Consider the following 17,949-nt stretch of genomic DNA (forward strand, 5'->3'; position numbering starts at 1 on the left):
GGAAACACAATTATGGATGTGACCAAGCCGTTGAGGATTGGCGTTCTCATTGCGCACGGGCGCGCGTTCGAGAATTGGGAACTCATGGTTCTCGATCGGATCCTTGCCGATCCGCGTTTGGAACTCGCGGCAGTGCTCATCCATCATTGCGCGTTCAATGAGCACAAGACCTCACGACTATTGTCGTGGGGTGCGTGGCTGGAGGCGAAAGCCTTCGCCAGACAGCCGGCCTATGTCTCAAAGCACTTCGACACCAGCCGCCATTTCATAGATTGCTACGACGCCGTCGCCAATCAAGACGGCACCGGCGGCAACATGACGCCGGCATTCCTGCAGCGCCTGAACCTCGATCTCGTCATACGCACGACGCCGGAAGGCATGCCCGATGACGCGATCCGCCTGCTGCCGTTCGGCGAATGGGCCTTCAATTTTTCCGACCAGCGGTCCGTAGATACAGACTGGTTCGGCTATGCCGACATTCTCGCCAAAGCTCCGACAACCAACCTGCTGCTCTATGCGAAATACGGCGGCGAGGCCACCAGGGTCGAGATCGCCAGAGCGGCATTCAACATCAAGCTCAGCGCCGCCAGGGGCAGTGCCGTCGTGCGCGAGCGAGGTGTAACGCTCCTGCTGCGTGAGCTCACGCGTCTGGCCGATACCCGTCAGTTCGACCTGCCTCGCGTCTACGGGCAGCCGGATGTTCCCGCCCCATCATTCAGCGATCTCCTTCGCTACGCCCGTATTTTGACAGGTTCGGTCTCAGCCAGAGCATTCAGAGCCATCAAGGCTCGACTTCGTTCCGATTCCGCCATCTGGACACTTTATACGGGTCGCGGGCACATCGGCGATTTCGATCCAAGCCAGGCGATCGAAATCCCTCCGTCCGAAAGCAGCATCAAGGCCGATCCGTTCCTGTTCCAGCATGAAGGCGAGTGCTATCTGTTCTACGAGGCCTACGCGCGCGGCGACCGCAAGGCGCATATCGCCGTCGGCCGCTTCAACGGTGATACAGTCGAACAGGTCGGCGTGGCGCTGGAGCGCCCGTATCATCTTTCCTATCCCTGCGTGTTCCGCGACGGTGATCAGATCTTCATGATACCGGAAACCCATCAGGCGCGGCGTCTCGAGGTTTGGCGCTGTAGCCAATTTCCCCTGAAATGGGAACTTCATGCTACCGCTCTCGAAGGACAATCGCCTGCCGACAGCGTCCTGACGCGGCACGACGGCAAATGGTGGCTGTTCACCAACCTCTCGGATTATCATGCCTATGAGGACCACTGCAGCGAGCTCTATGTGTTCGAGGTCGACGGTCCCGAACTGACGCGCATCGAACCGCATAAACACAATCCCGTCGTGATCGGCAGCACCGTGGCCCGGGGTGCGGGGCGCATCTTCGAACACGACGGCAGGCTCTTGCGGCCGTCGCAGCGCAATACAAACGGCGTTTACGGCTACGGGCTTAACATCATGGAAATTGAAGAGCTTACGCTCGACGATTATCGAGAGCGTTGCATTCGCACGATCACACCCGGATTCAAACCCGGATTGCGCGGCTGCCATCATTTCGATGCGACAAACGGCCGTTACATTCTGGACGCCAGATTAGGCACATAGAGCATTTCCAGAAAAAGTGTGAAGCGGTTTTCCGTGCGGAAATGCGCAAGAACAAAAGGATAGAGCGCTGCCGTGACCTTGTTTGGAACGGAAGCGCTGTAGCTACATGTCCGCGTCTCGATAACGCAGATGGACGGGATGCCCTTTTGTCGAGGCGACGACGGCACCGGCAAAATTGACCGGCGTCTCAAGCTCCAGGATGCTCCAGTTCGATGGCGCATCCGGATCGCCTTCCAGCCGCTCAAGTCTTGGCTCGCCGAACCCGTCGAACGTGACGTCGAAGCTGTCGAGCGGTAGCGACAATCCGCGTCCATGTGCCTTGACGAATGCCTCCTTGCGCGTCCAGCAGCGATAAAAGCCATCAAGGTAAGTTGCCGCCGGCAGGGCTCGCAGGGTCTGATATTCCTTACGCGAAAAGAAACGCCTTGCGATGTCCTCCTTCAGGAAGCGGATCTCCTCTATATCGACGCCAAGGTCATAGCAATCGGATATGGCAAGGACCGCAAGGTCGGCGCTGTGACTGAGATTGAAGTAGAAGGGCGGGGTACCGTCGATGGTAAGGTACGGCTTCCCATAATCGCCATAGGTGAAGCATATCGACTGTGGCGAGAGTCCGAGATATCGTCCCAGCACGGAACGCAGTTGCGCCCTTGCGGCGACGAAACGCCGCTTGTCGCGTTCACGGGCGAAGTGCATGGCTCTCGCGCATTCATCAACTGATAGCAGCACGGTGCAGGCGCCAAGTGCAGGCGGCGGCACGTCCAAGCTCCAGGTCCAGACGTCGATCGTATCGGGGCCAATGACTTCCATGCTAGGTCGTTGCGTAAAAGAGGCTGCCAGCGGTCGGTGGCGTCGATCTCGCCATGCGTCGCGCCATGTAGGCGACCAGGGTCACCGGGTAGTTCTCGCCAAGGCTGATGCGACAGGTGCGCTTCAAGATATCAAGCGTTTGCGCGCAGGACTCGGGCGTATATTCGATCCGGCGATCCGTCCAGAGAAAGGGATTCATCGCTGGGTGGCCGGTGCGCTGCTGCAAGACCGGCTGCCAGTTGGTGTAGACGTGACGGCTGGAATCATAGAGGCGATAGACGCCACGCTTGTTTTCCTCGGCAAATTGCTTGGCATCGTCAGACGTTTCGAAAATGACGTGCAGCCCGGCAGCGTTGCCGATGTCATTGTGCGGGCCAATGCGCAGCCGCTTGTTCTTCGAAAGAATTTCACTCATGACGTCGTAACGCTCGCGCATGCGCGCGATCATCGGGTCGAGCCGTTTCAATTGTACGTTCAACATGGCGCCCTGGATCTGGCTCGCCTTGAAATTCACGCCGAGCATGGGTGGCTCATTGGCATTGTCGAGATGGCCGCGAAACATCGAGCCGATGTCGTGATACATCCGCGCACGCGCAAACAAGCGCGTATCGTTCGTAACGACGGCGCCGCCCTCGCCACAATTTATATTCTTGAACTGATTGAAGCTGAACGCACCGAAATCGCCGATCGTGCCGACCCGCTTGGTCTTGTAGCGCAATCCCACAGCCTGACAGGCATCCTCGATAACAGCCAGATTGTGTTCTCGGGCAATGCGCATGATGGCGTCCATGTTGCAAACCATGTTCGACATATGGACCGGAATGATCGCGCGAGTCTGGGGTGTAATTTTTCGAAGGATGTCGGCGGGGTCCATGGTCAGCGTCTGGTCAACATCGACCAGGATCGGGACCGCGCCGGCAGCCAATGGGGCGGCGGCTGTTGCAATCCAGGTATAGGCCGGCACCAGCACTTCGTCGCCAGGGCCGACGCCGGCGGCGATCAGCGCCGAAATCAAGGCTCCCGTGCCGCTGCTCATCGTCAGCGCATGGCGCACGCCAAACTTGGCGCAGAAATCAGCTTCAAAGCGTCCGAGCGGGCCACCGGTCTCGTCGCTGTAACGCGCGAGCTTCCCGGAAGCAAATACCGGCGCAAGCGCCAACCATTCACGTAACCCCACTTTGGCCATAACTCTCACTCCCCAGGGAAATCGACATTTTCCTGAAGAGCCTAGCGCTTGTTCCCGCCGTTTTCAGCATGGCTTTCCGACTAAGAAGGGCGCGATGTTCGATGAATATACCTATCCGAAATCGGTAGTCGTCGTCGCCGCCTATGCCAATTGAACGATTATCCGGATCGCTGCGATGCTGGTAGAAAGTAAAATAACACGCGGGAATACACGGGAATACTATGATGGCGATCGTCGATCTCAGATCAATATTAGATAATATTCAGATGGCTGCGGATGTGGCTATCATCGGCGGTGGGCCGGCAGGTATCGCCATCGCTCGAGAGCTTGCCGACACACGGATTCGCGTCCTTGTCATCGAGAGCGGCGGTACCGACTACCAGGCAGAGACCCAGACATTGAGTGCGGTTGAGAATATCGGGGAACCTCGAGCCTCAAAAAGCGTCGAGCCGACGGGACGCGGCTATGCCGGCAACCTGGCATGGCTGAACGACGTAGCGGCCTTCGAGCTGCGCGACCGTATCCTGGGTGGCAGCAGCCATACCTGGATCGGCAAGTGCGCCGCCTTCGACGAGATCGACTTCGCCCACCGGCCCTGGCTCCCGCTTTCCGGTTGGCCGATTGCACGCTATCAACTGCTGACAGCCCTTGATCGGGCAGGGGAACTGCTCAACCTTGGCCCCAATTTCTATGATAAACGGCTCTTTGGCCTGCTCCATTCGCGCCCAAGCGAACTTGGCTTGGACGAACAGTTTCTGCGTCCCTTCTTCTGGCAATTCAGCCACACGTTGGATCGACACGGTGAGCCGACACGCTTCAACCGCCTCGCCTGCGATATCGCTGCGGCAAATGTAGATTTCTTGACGCACGCGACGGTGACTCAGATCAATCTCGACGATCAGGGCCTGAGGCCGACATCGCTGAGCGTGGAAAGCCTCGCCGGCAAAAAGGCGACCGTCCATGCGAACACGATCGTCCTTTGTGGCGGAGGTATCGAGAACGCGCGTCTGCTGCTGGCCTCAAATTCGGTGATGGGTGCAGGCATCGGCAATCAGCACGACGTTGTCGGCCGCTATCTTTGCGACCACCCGCGCACCTCGCTTTGCAGCTTCACCGGGCATGACATCGACGCCATCGCCGAGCATTTCAATTTCTACGGTCTGACGCATGAAGGCCGGACGCATTTCTATCTGAGGGGATTGTCCTTGAGCCCCGAAATGCAGGAGCGGGAGGGTCTTACCAATTGCGCTGCCTATCCCGTGCAGATCCACGCCGATCACGACCCCTGGGGGGCGCTCAAACGCTTGGCCCATGGTTCCAGCAGGGCATTCATGCAGGATCTTTTCGCGATCGGAACGTCTCCGGCCCTGATCACGTCCGGCCTCTACAACCGGCTGATCCGCAAGCGGGGTCTGCCGCATCGCTCCACAGAACTGCGTTTCGACGCGATGGCGGAACAACGGCTCGATCCTGAAAGCCGCGTTACGCTCTCGAAGCAACGGGATCGGCTTGGCCAGCCTTTGGCACGCGTCGATTGGAAGATCGGCTCCTGCGAAATCGAGAGCATCAAGCGGTTCGCGCAAATCATGGTGGACGAATTTGATCGCGTTGGTTTGCCGCGGCCGCAATTGGCGGACTGGATCGAAGCCGACGACGGTGGCGCTGCCGCCTTCATGGACATGGCCCATCCCTCATGCACGACCCGCATGGGTACCGATCCATTGACCAGCGTCGTCGATCCCAACGCCATGGTCCACGGTATCGACGGATTGTTTGTCGCCGGCAGTTCGGTGTTTCCCACACCCGGCCATGCCAATCCGACATTGATGCTGCTGACGCTGGCGATCCGGCTTGCCGATCATATCAAGCGCCGCCACGAGATCGAGCAGTCGCCTAAGGCGTCTATCCGCGACCGGCAGCTATCGACGCATCACACCTAGGGCTAGGGCTAGGGCGTGTACCCACAAACTCGGTTCATGTGCGCTTCATTCCGAAAGCGACGCAATTGCTGCTTGGCAGCGGAATGTCGCGAACTGCCGGAATGGCATATTGCAACACCTAGACCACGGCCACGATGACGTGGGCCTGGATCTTGGCAGCAACCTCGCCGGGACCGTGTCTAGCTGCGATCGCGGATGCAGCGCAGTCGGTCGCAGCCTCCAGGCTTCCCGCTTCCCTGGCCTCGATTTCGTTGCGAAGAACAGTTCCCTGACAATAAGCAACGGCCGGAACGCGGGGCGAGGATGCACGGCTTTGTTCGGCTCTCGTTTCGATCACCACACGGGAGAAACCCGCGTCCGCCAACTCGGTGCGGATCAGCTCCGTATCGTGGTAGCCGTGCGGCGTGCGTGCCAGAAAGCGCGGCGGATCGTTCGGAAAAATCTCTGCGAGAGCATTCGTCACCTCATCCGCAAATACATTCTCCTCGATGCGATCCCACACGTTGAACAAAAAACGTCCTCCGGGCTTTAGAACCCGCCTTGCCTCCCGGTAGGCAGCCGAGCGGTCGGGGAAGAACATCGCGCCGAATTGACAACAAACGAGGTCGAAGACCGCATTTTCAAACGGCAGCGCCAGAGCGTCCGCTTGGCGCCATTTGATGCGGGTGTCGGGAGCTTGCCGCGAAGCGGCGTAGTCGAGCATCGGTTGATTGAGGTCGGTGACGATATAGCTTGCGCCGGCGGACAGTTTTGGCGCCAACGCGCGCGTGACAACCCCGGTGCCCGCGGCGATTTCCAAAACAGCGTTTGGCGAAAAGGACGCTGCTCGTTGTGCAAGATCCGCGGCGAACGGCTCGAAAATCAACGGCACCATATAACGGTCGTAATTTTCCGGAATCGAGCCAGCGAATACCTTGTCCGTTTCCAACATTGGCACCACCCTCCGTCCGTTTGGTAGCTCGTGAGATTAGCACATAATCGTCCGCTTTTGTCGGTTTCGACCGAGAGGCGTCAAACGGCATATGCGGCTATAGCTCCGCGAACACGGAAGCAAAATCAGGCTATCGGTGCTGTCATCATGGATGCGGTGGGTTGATGATAGCGCCGGCGCGTTCGTCAGGCTCGTTTGCATCCGCCTATGGCTGCGCGTTGTGAGTCCGCGGCCTAGTCCAACCGAAAGTAGAAGCCGGCGCTTTCGCTGCGTCCCAGCTCCGGATGCGTGTCGATCACGTGCGACAGCGAGGGGATCGACCAGCGATCGACCAGCCGGTAGCCGAGCCGGGTTACATCATCGATAAAGGTAGCCTCGTCGCGCATATGATAAGGCACATGAGTCTTACCGATCCGCTCGAGCGTAACAACGGCTCCGCCCTTGCGAAGGGCAACCTTGTTGAGGATCAGGTGGGGCGGCAGACTTGGTAGGCGCTTCAGCAGATCGGATAGTGGCATATCAAGATATTGCATCAGCCCGGACCCTAGGAACAACGGCGTTGCGCCGGCGTCCTCGATCCGGTCGACAAAGGAAAGGCCGGTCAATCCGTCACGCTCGGCCAGGCTTCGGCCGGCTCGAACGATGGCTGCCAGATCGTAGACGATCCAGCGAAAGGAGCCATCCAGCGACAGCAACGGCCGAAAGGCGCGATATTTCGTTCCCATGTGCCCGCCGGCATCGATGAGACCATCCACTGTCGGCATCAGGCTCCGCATCCAGAACAGCACCGGATAGTCCCATGGCGCCACCTGGCACATTTTGGCAAAGGAGACGCTTGCGATTTCCTCGTGATCATAGCCGGCCATCGGCTGCCGGCGGGCGGCTGTCATGGCCGCCTCAAAGGTGCCGTAGGCGCCTGTAAATCGTCGTGGGAGAGGCGAAAGATAGTGCAGGCGCCCGACTGCCGCCCGCAGGGGTGAAAACGCGTGTGCAGCCCTCTGTGCCGCGCCCTTGAGAATAGAACGTGTGTTGCCGGACACGGATAGGGTTGTCATCGTGATCTCCTCGTTACGGTTGGCTGGGCGACAGGATCGAAGCCGTGTCCCCGATCAGCTTCTTTAGAGCCGCAAGCACCAGGACGTAGATCGCTCCTCCGATCAGCACTTGCAGCATGAGCGTCAGGATCCGCCGCATGTTCCAGACTTCGGCGCAGCAGCCGAGCCCATAGACTGTTGCCGCCATCAGTAGGATCGCCACGGCGATGTAGCCGCTTTTGCGCATGACGCGCCCCCAGCCAAGGCCGCCGTAGTTTCGCTGCAGATGCATCGACGTCAGAAAGGAAATCAGGGCGGCGGCACATTGGCCCCAGGCGGCCGCTTCGACACCGAAGGGCGCCAGAAGCAAGATGAGGCCAACCGAGGCCGCGGCATTGAGCAGCATGGTCGGAGGCATGCGGCGGATATTGCCCGATAGCGACAGGAGCGCCTCGGTGACGTAACCCGGCGTCAGCAGGACCTGCTTCATCGACAGGATCGTCACGAGAATTGCCGCCGGCGCCCATTTATCGCCAAGCACGATGTCGATCAGATTGGACGAGATGAGCGAGAGGCCGAGATAGATCGGCGCAGAAATCGCCATGAGGACTGTCATGAAAGCCGTTGCGGATGCGCCGATATCGCGCTTAGGCGTTCCGTTGGAATCCGGTATCATCGCGGAACGGCGAAACAGCGTCCAGGCAAGCATGCGCGCCGGCTCGCCTATGAGCTCGGAAAAGGCCGCAATGATGCGCTCGGCGACGCGGTAGTAGCCTGCCTCGGCAAGGCCTAGAAAACTGCCGATCGCCAGCGTGCCGGAATAGGAGCGCAGGAAGAGGATCAGCCGGTTCGACAGGATATGACCGGAGAATTCGAGAATCTCCCGCGCGAAAGGCCATGTCAGGTGGAGCTTTGGATACCATTTGAGCACAATGGCGGACGCGCCGAGGCAAACCAATTGCGCTGCAAGCCGGCCGGCTGCGAGCGAAAATACACTCCATCCCGCCCATAGGCCGAGCATGGTCACGCAAAGTCCGACCACTTCGCTCGCTATGCGGATGGCGGCCTGTTTGCGCAAAAGCCCTCGCGCAACCAATAGCCCGTCATAGACGACATAGAGTGATGACGGCAGGAACCAGCAGCTGAAGAGAACAAGGAGAAGCGCCTCGTCGGATCGTGGCAAAAGGAACCAGGCGAGAGCAGCAGCCGACAGGCCGGCAATCGTGACCAGCACGCCGGCGATGATCGATATCGTCCCGATCTGATCGAGTTCACGATCGGTGCAATCCCTCTTCATCACGAACTCGCCCCATCCGCCTTCCGCGATGACGACGAGCATGACCACGATGGCGGAACTGTAAGCGTAAAGACCGAATTCGGCCGATTCCAGCATGCGTGCGGCAACGAGGAAAACGAGCAGCTGCACGATCTGCGAGACGACCTTCGAGCCGAGCGTCGAAGCACCGTCCCCGACTATTGATGGCAGGCGGGAAAGAAGCCACCGCTGCACTCTGGTTCGGCTGGAAATTTTGGGATGCAACGGCAGGCCGTCCATCAGCGCACCGCCTGTCCCAGGTCGCGAAAGAACAATATGTCCCTCTCGACCCTTGGCCTCCCAATATTGGTACTATATTGAGTGAATATCGGTGGAATAATCCAGTTTTGCGTCAGAAAAAATTTGTAGGGTTCCCATTCAGGACATGATTCCATGCCATGGGGTGCTGCGTCTAAGAGGGAAAAGCCGAGACTATACGACTTTGTTTTATAGAAAATACCGCCTTGGGAGCCGCGACCGGATCGGGTTTGTCGGCCAGAGAGAATGGGCTTGTCGGTAACTATCATGAAACACCATGCAGAGCAGCGTATGAAAGACGACAACCAGGATCGCGATCGCATCATCGAAGGGCGGGCACGCCCATCACATCGGAAATACGCGGTTCGTTGGATGATCGTGATATTCTGCCTGATTGTATGGATCGCCGTTGCCATGTTCTTCATTTGGTAAGACGTTCTTTTTCATTGCGGGCAAGCAGCACGACGCCGACGGTTCTGATGAGAATAGCCAGGTCGATGCGCAGCGAGCGGCTGTGGTAATAATCCACATCGAATTGCACGCGCTCTTCATAGGTTGTCTCCGCGCGGCGATTGACCTGCCAGAGGCCGGTTATGCCCGGTTGCAGTGCCAGATAGCAGTAGAGGTGCGCGCCATAGCGTTCGAGTTCCGAGGCCACGACTGGACGGGGTCCGACCAGGCTCATCTCGCCGCGCTGAACGTTCAATAGCTGCGGCAGCTCGTCCGCGCTGCTCATGCGCAAATATTTCCCAAGCCAGTGCACGCGCGGATCGTTCATCAGTTTCTGTGTCGAAAGCCATTCCTGTTTTCGCTGCGCATCTCGTTCGAGCAGTTCCGCCAGCCGCCGGTCGGCGTCCTTGCGCATGGTGCGGAATTTCAGACATTCAAATGGTCGGCCGTCACGGCCGATGCGGGTGTGGCGATAGATGATGGGACGGCCGTCAACCAGGAGCAATGCGACTGCAATGACGAGAAACGCCGGTGCAAGAAACAGCAATCCCGCGCCCGAAAGAATAAGGTCGACAAGGCGTTTCGAACGGCTGCGCCGTACTGTCCGTTTCAAATCGCGAAGCGATTGCTCGCCATGGGCAAAGCCATCAAAAGCCGATAGCATGTTTCAGACCCCTTACCACCTGCTGAATCCTTTTCTCAAAGCTGGCAGTTGCCATCGCCCTTTACAATTGACCCTACGGGCATTGACCTAGTCCCATTGGCGTAGAGCCGCGAACACAAGGCTGACCGCCAGCTTAGCTTGTCTCGTCGACAACCTGACGGGCGACCGGAAAATCACTGAGCGCGGGCACATTTTCGCCCGTCCTGGTGGTGTTTGCCCGCTTCAGGATGTGCTCGTAGAGGACGAGCAGCGCATCGCGCCATGATGCCGGCGTGTGCGCCAGCTCGCCGGACTGGCGGATGCAATTGACGCTCATCCAACGAAGCAGCATGTCGTCATTGGCCAGCCGACGCATCCCGCTCGCGAGCGTTTCCACCTTGCCGCTCTGAAAGGTCAGCCCGCATCCAAGCGCCTCGAGCTCGTCGCCCAGGAGCGCTGCATCCGGAAGGATGACCGGGATGCCGCTGGTCACGGCCTCCAGCGCGGCAAGCCCGAAAGGTTCCGGAACGCGCGAGGACACGACGAGCGCGCGCGCTTGAGCAATGATGTCCCGAATCTCATCCTTGGTTTTCCAGCCGTGAATGACGACTTCGGGATAGTCTTTTTCCAGACGCGCGCGGCCGGCACCGTCCCCGATGACGTGGAGTTTCACGCCGGCAAGCCGGGCTGCGATCGCAGCGTCTTCAAATCCCTTTTCGGGCTCCAGCCGGCCGACAAAGAAGAAATCGCGTTTCTTCCAGGGATCCATGGGGTGTTTCAGAAACGGTTCGACGGGATTGCGGATTATTTCAATATTGGCTGTCCGCATCTGGCCGCGCTCGAAATAATCGAGCATGCGCTGGTGCACGACAACGATATTGGCGGGTATCTGCCGTGTGGGATAAAAATACTCCCGCAGCAGATGACGCGCCGACCGCCAGACTTTCTCATCGTATCCGCGCTTGTCGCAGTTCGTCGTCAGACATTGGACCGACATGGGCGTCAGCGGACAGACCTGATTCTTGCGATAGTTGGCAAATCCGCCATTCGGACAGGACAGGAAATAGTCATGGGCGTGCAGGATGACACGCTCGCGCACAGGCCACAGCGCTCGAAAGATCGAAGGCGACAGAATCTTCGTCCAGCCGTGCACATGGTAGATGGTGCCAGGTGTATCGACGCGGGCGATAAGGCCCTGGAGGGCGGCATAGGCATGCCGGCTGTATAGGCCGCTGACGAGGGCGTGCATACGTGCCTGTTGCATCAGCGGCTGGGCGTCGAGATTGATGGTATCGGCCGCCGGCGGATCGGAGCCGGCGGCATCTCCGGCAAAATAGGTTACCGGTATCCCTGCGTCCTGCAGCAAACCAGCCGAAAGGATTGCAAGGTTCGATGCCCCCCCTATCCTGGCGGAGCGATCGTTAATGATGACGACGCGATCGAGATTGGCGGGGCGCACGGGGCTATTCCAGCATTTCGATGTTTTGTGGCGCCAGCCTGCCCTTCAGCAGGTCGTGGAAAGCCATGATGTTACCCTTGAGCCGTCCCTTACGGTCGACCCAGGGCTCCGGCCGCCAGGTTTTGAAGAGATTGGCGACCAGGTTGCGGCCGATCTGCGCCGTTGCGTGCGGCACGCTCATGGTACGCTTGCGCATCAGGTAGAGGGGGTTGGCAATCTGAGAATAGCCAAGACGGACACCGGCCGACCGGCCGCTCTTGGTGCCGAGATGAACACCTTCGAGCTGCTTGGCACTGACCACCTGACCATAATGAGCGGCAAGCCGGCTGAAGTCGACGTCCTCGAGCCAGCCATAGGATGGCAGGTTCTCGTCAAAGCGCAGGCCGGTAGCGTTGATGATGGCCATCCGGATTGCCATGTTGCAACCATAGGCGTTGTAGACCGGCTGAACCTGCATCGTAGGCTCCGAGCGCCGTCGGCGCTTGGCTTCGACCAGCCGCAAGCCGTCCCGAACGGAAATGCCGGGGCCGGTGATACCGTCGGCCAATACTGTGCCCGTGCACATGACGACATCGGGCTGGAACTGAAACAGCCGTTCGGCTTCTTCGATATAGGTCGGCGTCATCAGGAAGTCGTCGTCGAGGAAGAGGACGATATCCGCATCCCGAATATTGTCGAGGATGCGATTGCGTTGACGGCAAAGGCCACGTTCGGAGATGAGCACCCGCACGGGGAAGTCGAGATTGCGAAGGCAGCTCGGATCGATATCCTCCGGCGACGAAAGGCAGACGACGACCTCGTCCGGCTTGCGGCTCTGGTTGGCGATATGGGGAAGGATGGACGACAGGATGTCCCGCCGGCCGGTGCTGGCGATGCCGACGACGACCTTGAGAGGGCGACCCGCCGTATAACCCACGAGGCGTCTGGTAGAAAAGCGCGTCTCGCGGCCCCGTGACTTGCGCCACCAACGGCGACGTTCGCCATGTTGCCGCTTCTCGTAGCTGCGGTTCGCGATGATGCCGAGGATGTTGATCGACGTGGTGCCGAAGCTTGCGAGCGCATCAGACAGCCGCTCGACCGTCATCTTGTTGGTCTGCCCGACGACAACGACGATACCTTCGAGATAGGCGCAGATGACCCGCGTATCGGCGGAGTCCTCGAAGGCGGACATGTCGACGATGACGACCTTGTATCGCCGCCGCAACAGGTCGATCTCAGCCTTCAAGGCAGGCAGGTGCCCGTACCGCTGGAAGGAGGCGACCGACTTCTCCGTCTCGTCGACGGTGACGACAGGAACACCGCCGTGGGCCTGCGCGGAGGACCTCTCGGCCTCGGGCTCATGATCGGTCTTCGCGACCAGCATGCCGCTTTCATGCGCTACGGCATAGCGGCGCGGCACATCATTTACGCTCAGCACCTCCATCCCGAAATCCATGCCGGATTCCATCGCCACGCAACTCAGCCGCGCGTTGAGAAAATCGGCATCGATCAGCACCACGGAGGCGCCTTCGTGCTGATAGAGTTGCGCAAGATTGGTCGCGACCGTCGTCTTGCCTTCGCCGGTGCCGACCGAGGTGATGCCGATCACCATGGGTGCATTGGGCGGGAAGGAGGAATCGATCGAGTGCTTGACGCCACGCAACGCTTCGGAGAATTGCGAATAGGGCGTGTCGAGCACGGACCTCAGCGGCAACATGGTTCGCCGCCATGAAGAGCCTCCTGCCACTATATTGCCGGGCACGAAAGATGGGCTGGTATAGACGGGGACATGACCAAGCAAACTGAGCCCCAGCTCCCGCCGGAGCTTCTCGCTTGAACTGACGCGTCGATCCAGGCCATCCCGCAGGAGTGCCGCCATCAGGCCGGCCGTAAGGCCCAGCATGGCGGAGAAGGGGATTACAAAGGACGATTTCGGCCAGGCCTTGGTCAGCGGTGCGGCGGCGGCCGTCACAACTCGGACGTTGCCGAGCGGGAAGGATTCCTTCTGCATGGCGCCGATCAATTGCTGGAGAATGCTTTCATACATGCGGCGATATGTCGTTGCCCGGCTTTCCATTTCGGACAGTTCCACGCGTGCGAGGTTCTTGTCCGTCCCGGTTTCCTTCAGCGAGGTCAATTCATCACCCAGAAGCCCTTCCCGGGTCTTGGCGACCTCAAGATTCGCGCTATAGACGGCTTGGATACGGGCAAATTCCTTGCGCATTTCGTTCTTCTGCCGGTCAATTTCCTGCTGCGCGGCGATAACGGCGGGATTGTCGGCGTCATATCGGCTGATAAGGTTGTTGAGCTTGGTGGTCGCCACACCGAGATCTTCCTGCAGCTTCTGGATGCGGGGATTGTTGATTGTCTCGTCGACGTCGCCCTCGACCTTGCCGCCCGCCAGCAGCTGGTTGAGCGTGGCAAGCTTGGCGGACTCAGCCGCTGTCTGCGCCTTCGCCGCGACTGCCTGGCTGCTGATCTCGGACAATTGTTGCTGATCGAGTGATGAAGAGTTGCTGATCTCCATAATGCCGTTCTTGGCGCGAAACTCTTCCACACTCATGGCCGCTTCGCGTGCCTGCCGACCGACCTCGATGAGCCGTGTTTCAAGCCATTTGGCACCACTTTGCGCCGCGGAGGCGCGTTCCGACAACCCCGTCTTGATATAGGCCTCGGCGATCGCGTTCGCCGCCAGCGCAGCCTTTTCCGGATCGATGGAACTATAGCCAATCTCAAGAATGTAGGATTGGCCGACCCGGGTGACGGAGACCCTTGAGAGAAAGGAGGCCATGGTGCGGCGCATCAAGTCATCGTCGCTCGGCACGGCCTTGGCGCTGGCATCGCCGTGCTTGAAAAAGCTGATGAAGGCGCGCAGCTTGTCGTGGAAGGCCGCTTGCCACGACACGCCTCCGACGATCTCCGGATCCTCGCTGAGATTGAGTTTCTCGACCACGGCGCGCGCGGTCGCTTCGGACTTGACGATCTCGACTTGGCTGGCAATTTCGGCTGCCTCGATGATGACAGTGCCCGTGAACGCATCCTGGGACACGATACGCCCCTGGTCCGGGTCCATGACGACGCGCGTTGTTGCCAGATAGACCGGCTGTGTCGTGGCCATATAGAAGCCACCGATGCCGAGTCCCGCCGAGGTGAAAATGGCGAAGATCAACCAATGACGCTGCAGAAAGCGCCAGATATCGCGAAACGAGATGTATTCGCTGCCCCCCGAGCGCTTGGTATCCGATGGCGTACCGCGCAAGCCCTTACCGATCTCGTGAACTGCCATAATTGTTCCCCAACCTTGGTTTGATTGTCTTGATTGTCATTGGGATTGCGTGGGATCGACCGAGGACAGCACCGTACCGTCCAGGTTTCCGGAAATGTTGTAGCGAACGTCCAGAACGTCTCCGGGCTGCAATTCCGTCGTTTCCGACACTTGGGTAGCGGCGGCGTCGCCGCCGCCTCGCGTAATCCAATATTCGCGCGGCTGAAGATCGAGCGACTGGATGCTCTGGCTGCGGGAGAGCGATGCGCCGGCGATCTGGAGCAGCTGCAGCGTCGTATTGCGCTTGAGTTTCGTGTCCTCGATATCTGTCTCGGTCGTCTGCAGTTGCTGCCCGGCTTCGGTCTTGCGCTGACCTTTGAGGTTCAGGGCGTCGCGTTCGGTTTCGCTCAGCTTCTGCTTGGCCTGCATCGACGCGACGACGAGGTCCAGCTTGCCGGCCTGCATCTCGGCAACGATCCGCTCCAGCGAGGTCTTGCGTGACGTCGTCAGGATCTTGGTATCGACCAGCTTCGTAATATCGCTCAACTCGTCCTGGGCGATCTTCACCTGCTCGTCCTGCGAGCTCATCTTCTCATCGAGAATGTTGATTTCGTTGTGCAGCAGCGTCTCGAGGTCCCCCGCGGATACGAGCTGCTGACGCAGGGCGTCGGCACGGGCATTGAACAGATCGATCTCGCTTATCATGATCTGCTTGATGACCGACCCATCCGGTGCGGCCTTGATCTCCGGCGGGAATGTGATGGTCGGCTGATCGTTGAGTTCGGCCATCAGACGAGCGCGCCGGGCACTGAGCTGCTTCAATTGCAGCTCCATGCGATTGATCTCGCCGGCATAGCTGATCTGCTGCGCCTCGGAATAGTCGCCCGTCTGACTGGAATGGCGCTGGCTACCACCGGCCATGGCGATGGCCTGTTTGACTGTCAGGCCCGGACGGAATTCCAGTTCGCTTGGCTTTTCGACAGCACCGGAGACGTAGATCATCGGATATTTGACCACCTCGACCGAGGCGGTGGGCGCGACGGCAAGACCGGTGATCTGCTTCAGCTTGTCGCCGATGTCGGCGCTGACGATGCTGGTCGTCTTGTCGTTGACCTGCATTTCCCCGATCATCGGAATAGAGATCATACCGGATTGCGAAACGACATATTCGCCGTTCAGCGCCGTCCATTCCTTGTATTCGCCTGTCGCGGCGATCCATTCGACGATCGCCACCTTGATCCGCGTCTGCGGTCTGATGTGGTAGGCCGTGTCGGCCGCAGCGCTGGCTGTGTCGAGCAAACCTGCCCCGGAAAGCGCCAATGCCAACACCCATGGCACCAGGGCTCCAGAGGGCTTGCGGCCGAATCGGGGAGAGAAAACGGAAGTTGAAAGCATGGGCGAGATCTCGTTGTTATGTCGCTTGCGTCGCCACAAACCGGGACAAGCGCTATGCAACGAGATCATCAGCTGAACGCATAACGTGTAAATACCCCGCGGCAGCGCTTGGGCTAATCACTTCTGGCAGGACATACAGGCGCCTCGAACATCCCTAGGCCGGCTTGCACATCCTTGCGTGCAGGCTTTCCTCGTCAGTTAACTCTTTCGGCTGCCCACTTCGGCCATTTGGATGCGATGGCGGACCGATATGGGTTCTGTCGCAAAGGTTGCCGCCCGCACAATGTTGTTGCGACCCAAGGAGGGAAAAGAACAATGCGGGTAGCAATCGTTCATTATTGGCTTGTGTCGATGCGCGGCGGCGAAAAGGTGGTCGAAGCCCTCTGCGACATGTACCCGGATGCCGACATCTTCACCCTTGTCTATGATGAAAGTCGCGTCTCGGAGAAAATCCGCAAGCATAAGGTCACCACATCCTTCCTGCAGCGTATCCCGGGCGCCATCAAAGCATACCAATCGCTCCTACCGCTGATGCCTTTTGCGCTGGAGAGCTTCGATCTCACCGACTACGATCTGATCATTTCGAGCGAATCGGGTCCGGCCAAGGGCATTATCCCCCCGCCACACGCAACACATGTCTGCTATTGCCATTCACCGATGCGCTACCTTTGGGATCACTATCACTTCTATCGGTCCCATGCCGGTCTGGCGTCGCGGCTGATGTTGCCCGTGCTGGCGCCGTTACTGCGGTCCTGGGATGTCAGCACAAGTTTGCGCGTGGATCGCTTCGTCGCCAATTCGCACCATGTCAGCGACCGCATCAGCAAGTATTATCGCCGCCCGGCAACCGTCCTTCATCCGCCCGTCAGCGTAGACGATTTTACGCCGTCAGCTGTCATCGACGACTTCTATCTCTGCGCTGGCCAATTGATCCCCTATAAACGTATCGACCTGGCGGTAGAGGCCTTCACCCGAATGAACCGCAAGCTGGTGGTGATCGGCGAAGGCAAGGAGATGGAGCGCCTGAAGCGAGCCGCAGGCCCCACCATCACCTTCCTCGGGCGCGCGCCGTTTGCGGTGTTGAAGGAAAAGCTTTCCCGCTGCCGTGCGTTGATCTTTCCGGGCGAGGAGGATTTCGGCATTGTTCCAGTCGAAGCCATGGCGAGCGGCAGGCCCGTCATCGCCTATGGCAGCGGCGGCGCACTGGAAACGGTCGTTCCGGGCCTCAGCGGCATGCTGTTTGGCGAGCAATCCGTCGAAGGCCTGATCAAGGCCGTGCGTGATTTCGAGGAGAATGAGCATCTTTTCCATCCCGAGGCGCTACGGGCGCATGCAGGTCAATTCAGTCTTCGCAATTTCATGGTGGGTATGCAGGCCATCATCGATGAGGAACTGATGATGCGAAAGACGGTCCAGCACCGCAGAGATTACAACATCGCCGCCATGCAACGCGCGTTCGAAGCGCAGTTGCCGGCGCTCGTCACCGAGCCACGTAGTGCAACGCTTCAATAGATCCGGTAGCCTCTCGATTGCGAGCGGTCATGCTGCTCTCATGTGTAAGCCGCAAGCTTGAAACCGCCGTCGGCAAGAAGAACAAGCGGGGAGCGAGTTCAGCGGATGGATCCGCATGGTCATTATACCTTTGGCGTAGGCGGTTGTTGTTCCCTATC

General features: G+C 59.1%; 12 protein-coding genes. 3 read left to right on the forward strand and 9 right to left on the reverse strand.

From position 1 onward, the window contains the following. Positions 1-12: 12 nt before the first annotated feature. On the forward strand, positions 13-1,614 hold the full coding sequence (locus GA0061101_RS16525) for a glucosamine inositolphosphorylceramide transferase family protein (protein WP_047639133.1): 1,602 nt from the start codon (positions 13-15) through the stop codon (positions 1,612-1,614). 102 nt (positions 1,615-1,716) lie between these two features. On the opposite strand, the gene GA0061101_RS16530 is transcribed toward GA0061101_RS16525, so the two are convergent. Both GA0061101_RS16530 and GA0061101_RS16535 read right to left on the reverse strand, forming a co-directional pair. Further along, positions 1,717-2,424 (reverse strand): 4'-phosphopantetheinyl transferase family protein, encoded by a 708-nt coding sequence (locus GA0061101_RS16530; RefSeq protein WP_047639066.1) that lies wholly within the window; start codon positions 2,422-2,424, stop codon positions 1,717-1,719. A gap of 1 nt (position 2,425) precedes the next feature. After that, the gene (locus tag GA0061101_RS16535) at positions 2,426-3,610 is read right to left on the reverse strand and encodes a DegT/DnrJ/EryC1/StrS family aminotransferase (protein ID WP_037201170.1); all 1,185 of its coding nucleotides are present in this window, start codon (positions 3,608-3,610) and stop codon (positions 2,426-2,428) included. A 266-nt stretch (positions 3,611-3,876) separates the two neighbouring features. On the opposite strand from GA0061101_RS16535, the gene GA0061101_RS16540 reads away from it, so the two are divergent. Further along, complete coding sequence (locus GA0061101_RS16540; protein WP_244655289.1) at positions 3,877-5,550, forward strand: GMC oxidoreductase; 1,674 nt, start codon at positions 3,877-3,879, stop codon at positions 5,548-5,550. A 118-nt stretch (positions 5,551-5,668) separates the two neighbouring features. Here GA0061101_RS16540 and GA0061101_RS16545 read toward each other — a convergent pair whose 3' ends face one another. The 7 genes from GA0061101_RS16545 to GA0061101_RS16575 all read right to left on the reverse strand — a co-directional run bounded on the left by GA0061101_RS16545 (position 5,669) and on the right by GA0061101_RS16575 (position 16,279). Next, on the reverse strand, positions 5,669-6,481 hold the full coding sequence (locus tag GA0061101_RS16545) for a class I SAM-dependent methyltransferase (protein ID WP_047639065.1): 813 nt from the start codon (positions 6,479-6,481) through the stop codon (positions 5,669-5,671). Between the two features lie 233 nt (positions 6,482-6,714). Beyond that, positions 6,715-7,536, reverse strand: a complete 822-nt coding sequence (locus tag GA0061101_RS16550; RefSeq protein WP_080760668.1) for a methyltransferase, TIGR04325 family — start codon at positions 7,534-7,536, stop codon at positions 6,715-6,717. 13 nt (positions 7,537-7,549) lie between these two features. Beyond that, positions 7,550-9,025, reverse strand: coding sequence for an oligosaccharide flippase family protein (locus GA0061101_RS16555; protein WP_245297490.1), 1,476 nt, complete (start codon positions 9,023-9,025; stop codon positions 7,550-7,552). A gap of 484 nt (positions 9,026-9,509) precedes the next feature. Continuing rightward, positions 9,510-10,202 carry a sugar transferase gene (locus tag GA0061101_RS16560; RefSeq protein ID WP_047562002.1) on the reverse strand — a complete coding sequence of 231 codons (693 nt, stop codon included), beginning with the start codon at positions 10,200-10,202 and terminating at the stop codon, positions 9,510-9,512. A 133-nt stretch (positions 10,203-10,335) separates the two neighbouring features. Further along, on the reverse strand, positions 10,336-11,640 hold the full coding sequence (locus tag GA0061101_RS16565; RefSeq protein WP_092574207.1) for a glycosyltransferase family 4 protein: 1,305 nt from the start codon (positions 11,638-11,640) through the stop codon (positions 10,336-10,338). Positions 11,641-11,644: 4 nt separating this feature from the next. Beyond that, positions 11,645-14,905: a nucleotide-binding protein gene (locus GA0061101_RS40100; protein ID WP_113102583.1), complete on the reverse strand. Its 3,261-nt coding sequence runs from the start codon at positions 14,903-14,905 to the stop codon at positions 11,645-11,647. A 36-nt stretch (positions 14,906-14,941) separates the two neighbouring features. Further along, positions 14,942-16,279, reverse strand: a complete 1,338-nt coding sequence (locus GA0061101_RS16575) for a polysaccharide biosynthesis/export family protein (protein WP_092574209.1) — start codon at positions 16,277-16,279, stop codon at positions 14,942-14,944. A 315-nt stretch (positions 16,280-16,594) separates the two neighbouring features. Here GA0061101_RS16575 and GA0061101_RS16580 point away from each other — a divergent pair, with 315 nt between their 5' ends. After that, positions 16,595-17,791, forward strand: a complete 1,197-nt coding sequence (locus GA0061101_RS16580; RefSeq protein ID WP_081999545.1) for a glycosyltransferase — start codon at positions 16,595-16,597, stop codon at positions 17,789-17,791. The last annotated feature ends 158 nt before the right edge of the window (positions 17,792-17,949 follow it).

The organism is Martinezella lusitana (assembly GCF_900094565.1).
GTDB lineage: Bacteria > Pseudomonadota > Alphaproteobacteria > Rhizobiales > Rhizobiaceae > Rhizobium > Rhizobium lusitanum.

Bases quoted from the DNA above. Each gene is read 5' to 3' on its own strand.
- GA0061101_RS16525 (WP_047639133.1), top strand. From the start codon at position 13: ATGGATGTGACCAAGCCGTTGAGGATTGGCGTTCTCATTGCGCACGGG.
- GA0061101_RS16530 (WP_047639066.1), bottom strand. From the start codon at position 2,424: ATGGAAGTCATTGGCCCCGATACGATCGACGTCTGGACCTGGAGCTTG.
- GA0061101_RS16535 (WP_037201170.1), bottom strand. From the start codon at position 3,610: ATGGCCAAAGTGGGGTTACGTGAATGGTTGGCGCTTGCGCCGGTATTT.
- GA0061101_RS16540 (WP_244655289.1), top strand. From the start codon at position 3,877: ATGGCTGCGGATGTGGCTATCATCGGCGGTGGGCCGGCAGGTATCGCC.
- GA0061101_RS16545 (WP_047639065.1), bottom strand. From the start codon at position 6,481: ATGTTGGAAACGGACAAGGTATTCGCTGGCTCGATTCCGGAAAATTAC.
- GA0061101_RS16550 (WP_080760668.1), bottom strand. From the start codon at position 7,536: ATGACAACCCTATCCGTGTCCGGCAACACACGTTCTATTCTCAAGGGC.
- GA0061101_RS16560 (WP_047562002.1), bottom strand. From the start codon at position 10,202: ATGCTATCGGCTTTTGATGGCTTTGCCCATGGCGAGCAATCGCTTCGC.
- GA0061101_RS40100 (WP_113102583.1), bottom strand. From the start codon at position 14,905: ATGGCAGTTCACGAGATCGGTAAGGGCTTGCGCGGTACGCCATCGGAT.
- GA0061101_RS16575 (WP_092574209.1), bottom strand. From the start codon at position 16,279: ATGCTTTCAACTTCCGTTTTCTCTCCCCGATTCGGCCGCAAGCCCTCT.
- GA0061101_RS16580 (WP_081999545.1), top strand. From the start codon at position 16,595: ATGCGGGTAGCAATCGTTCATTATTGGCTTGTGTCGATGCGCGGCGGC.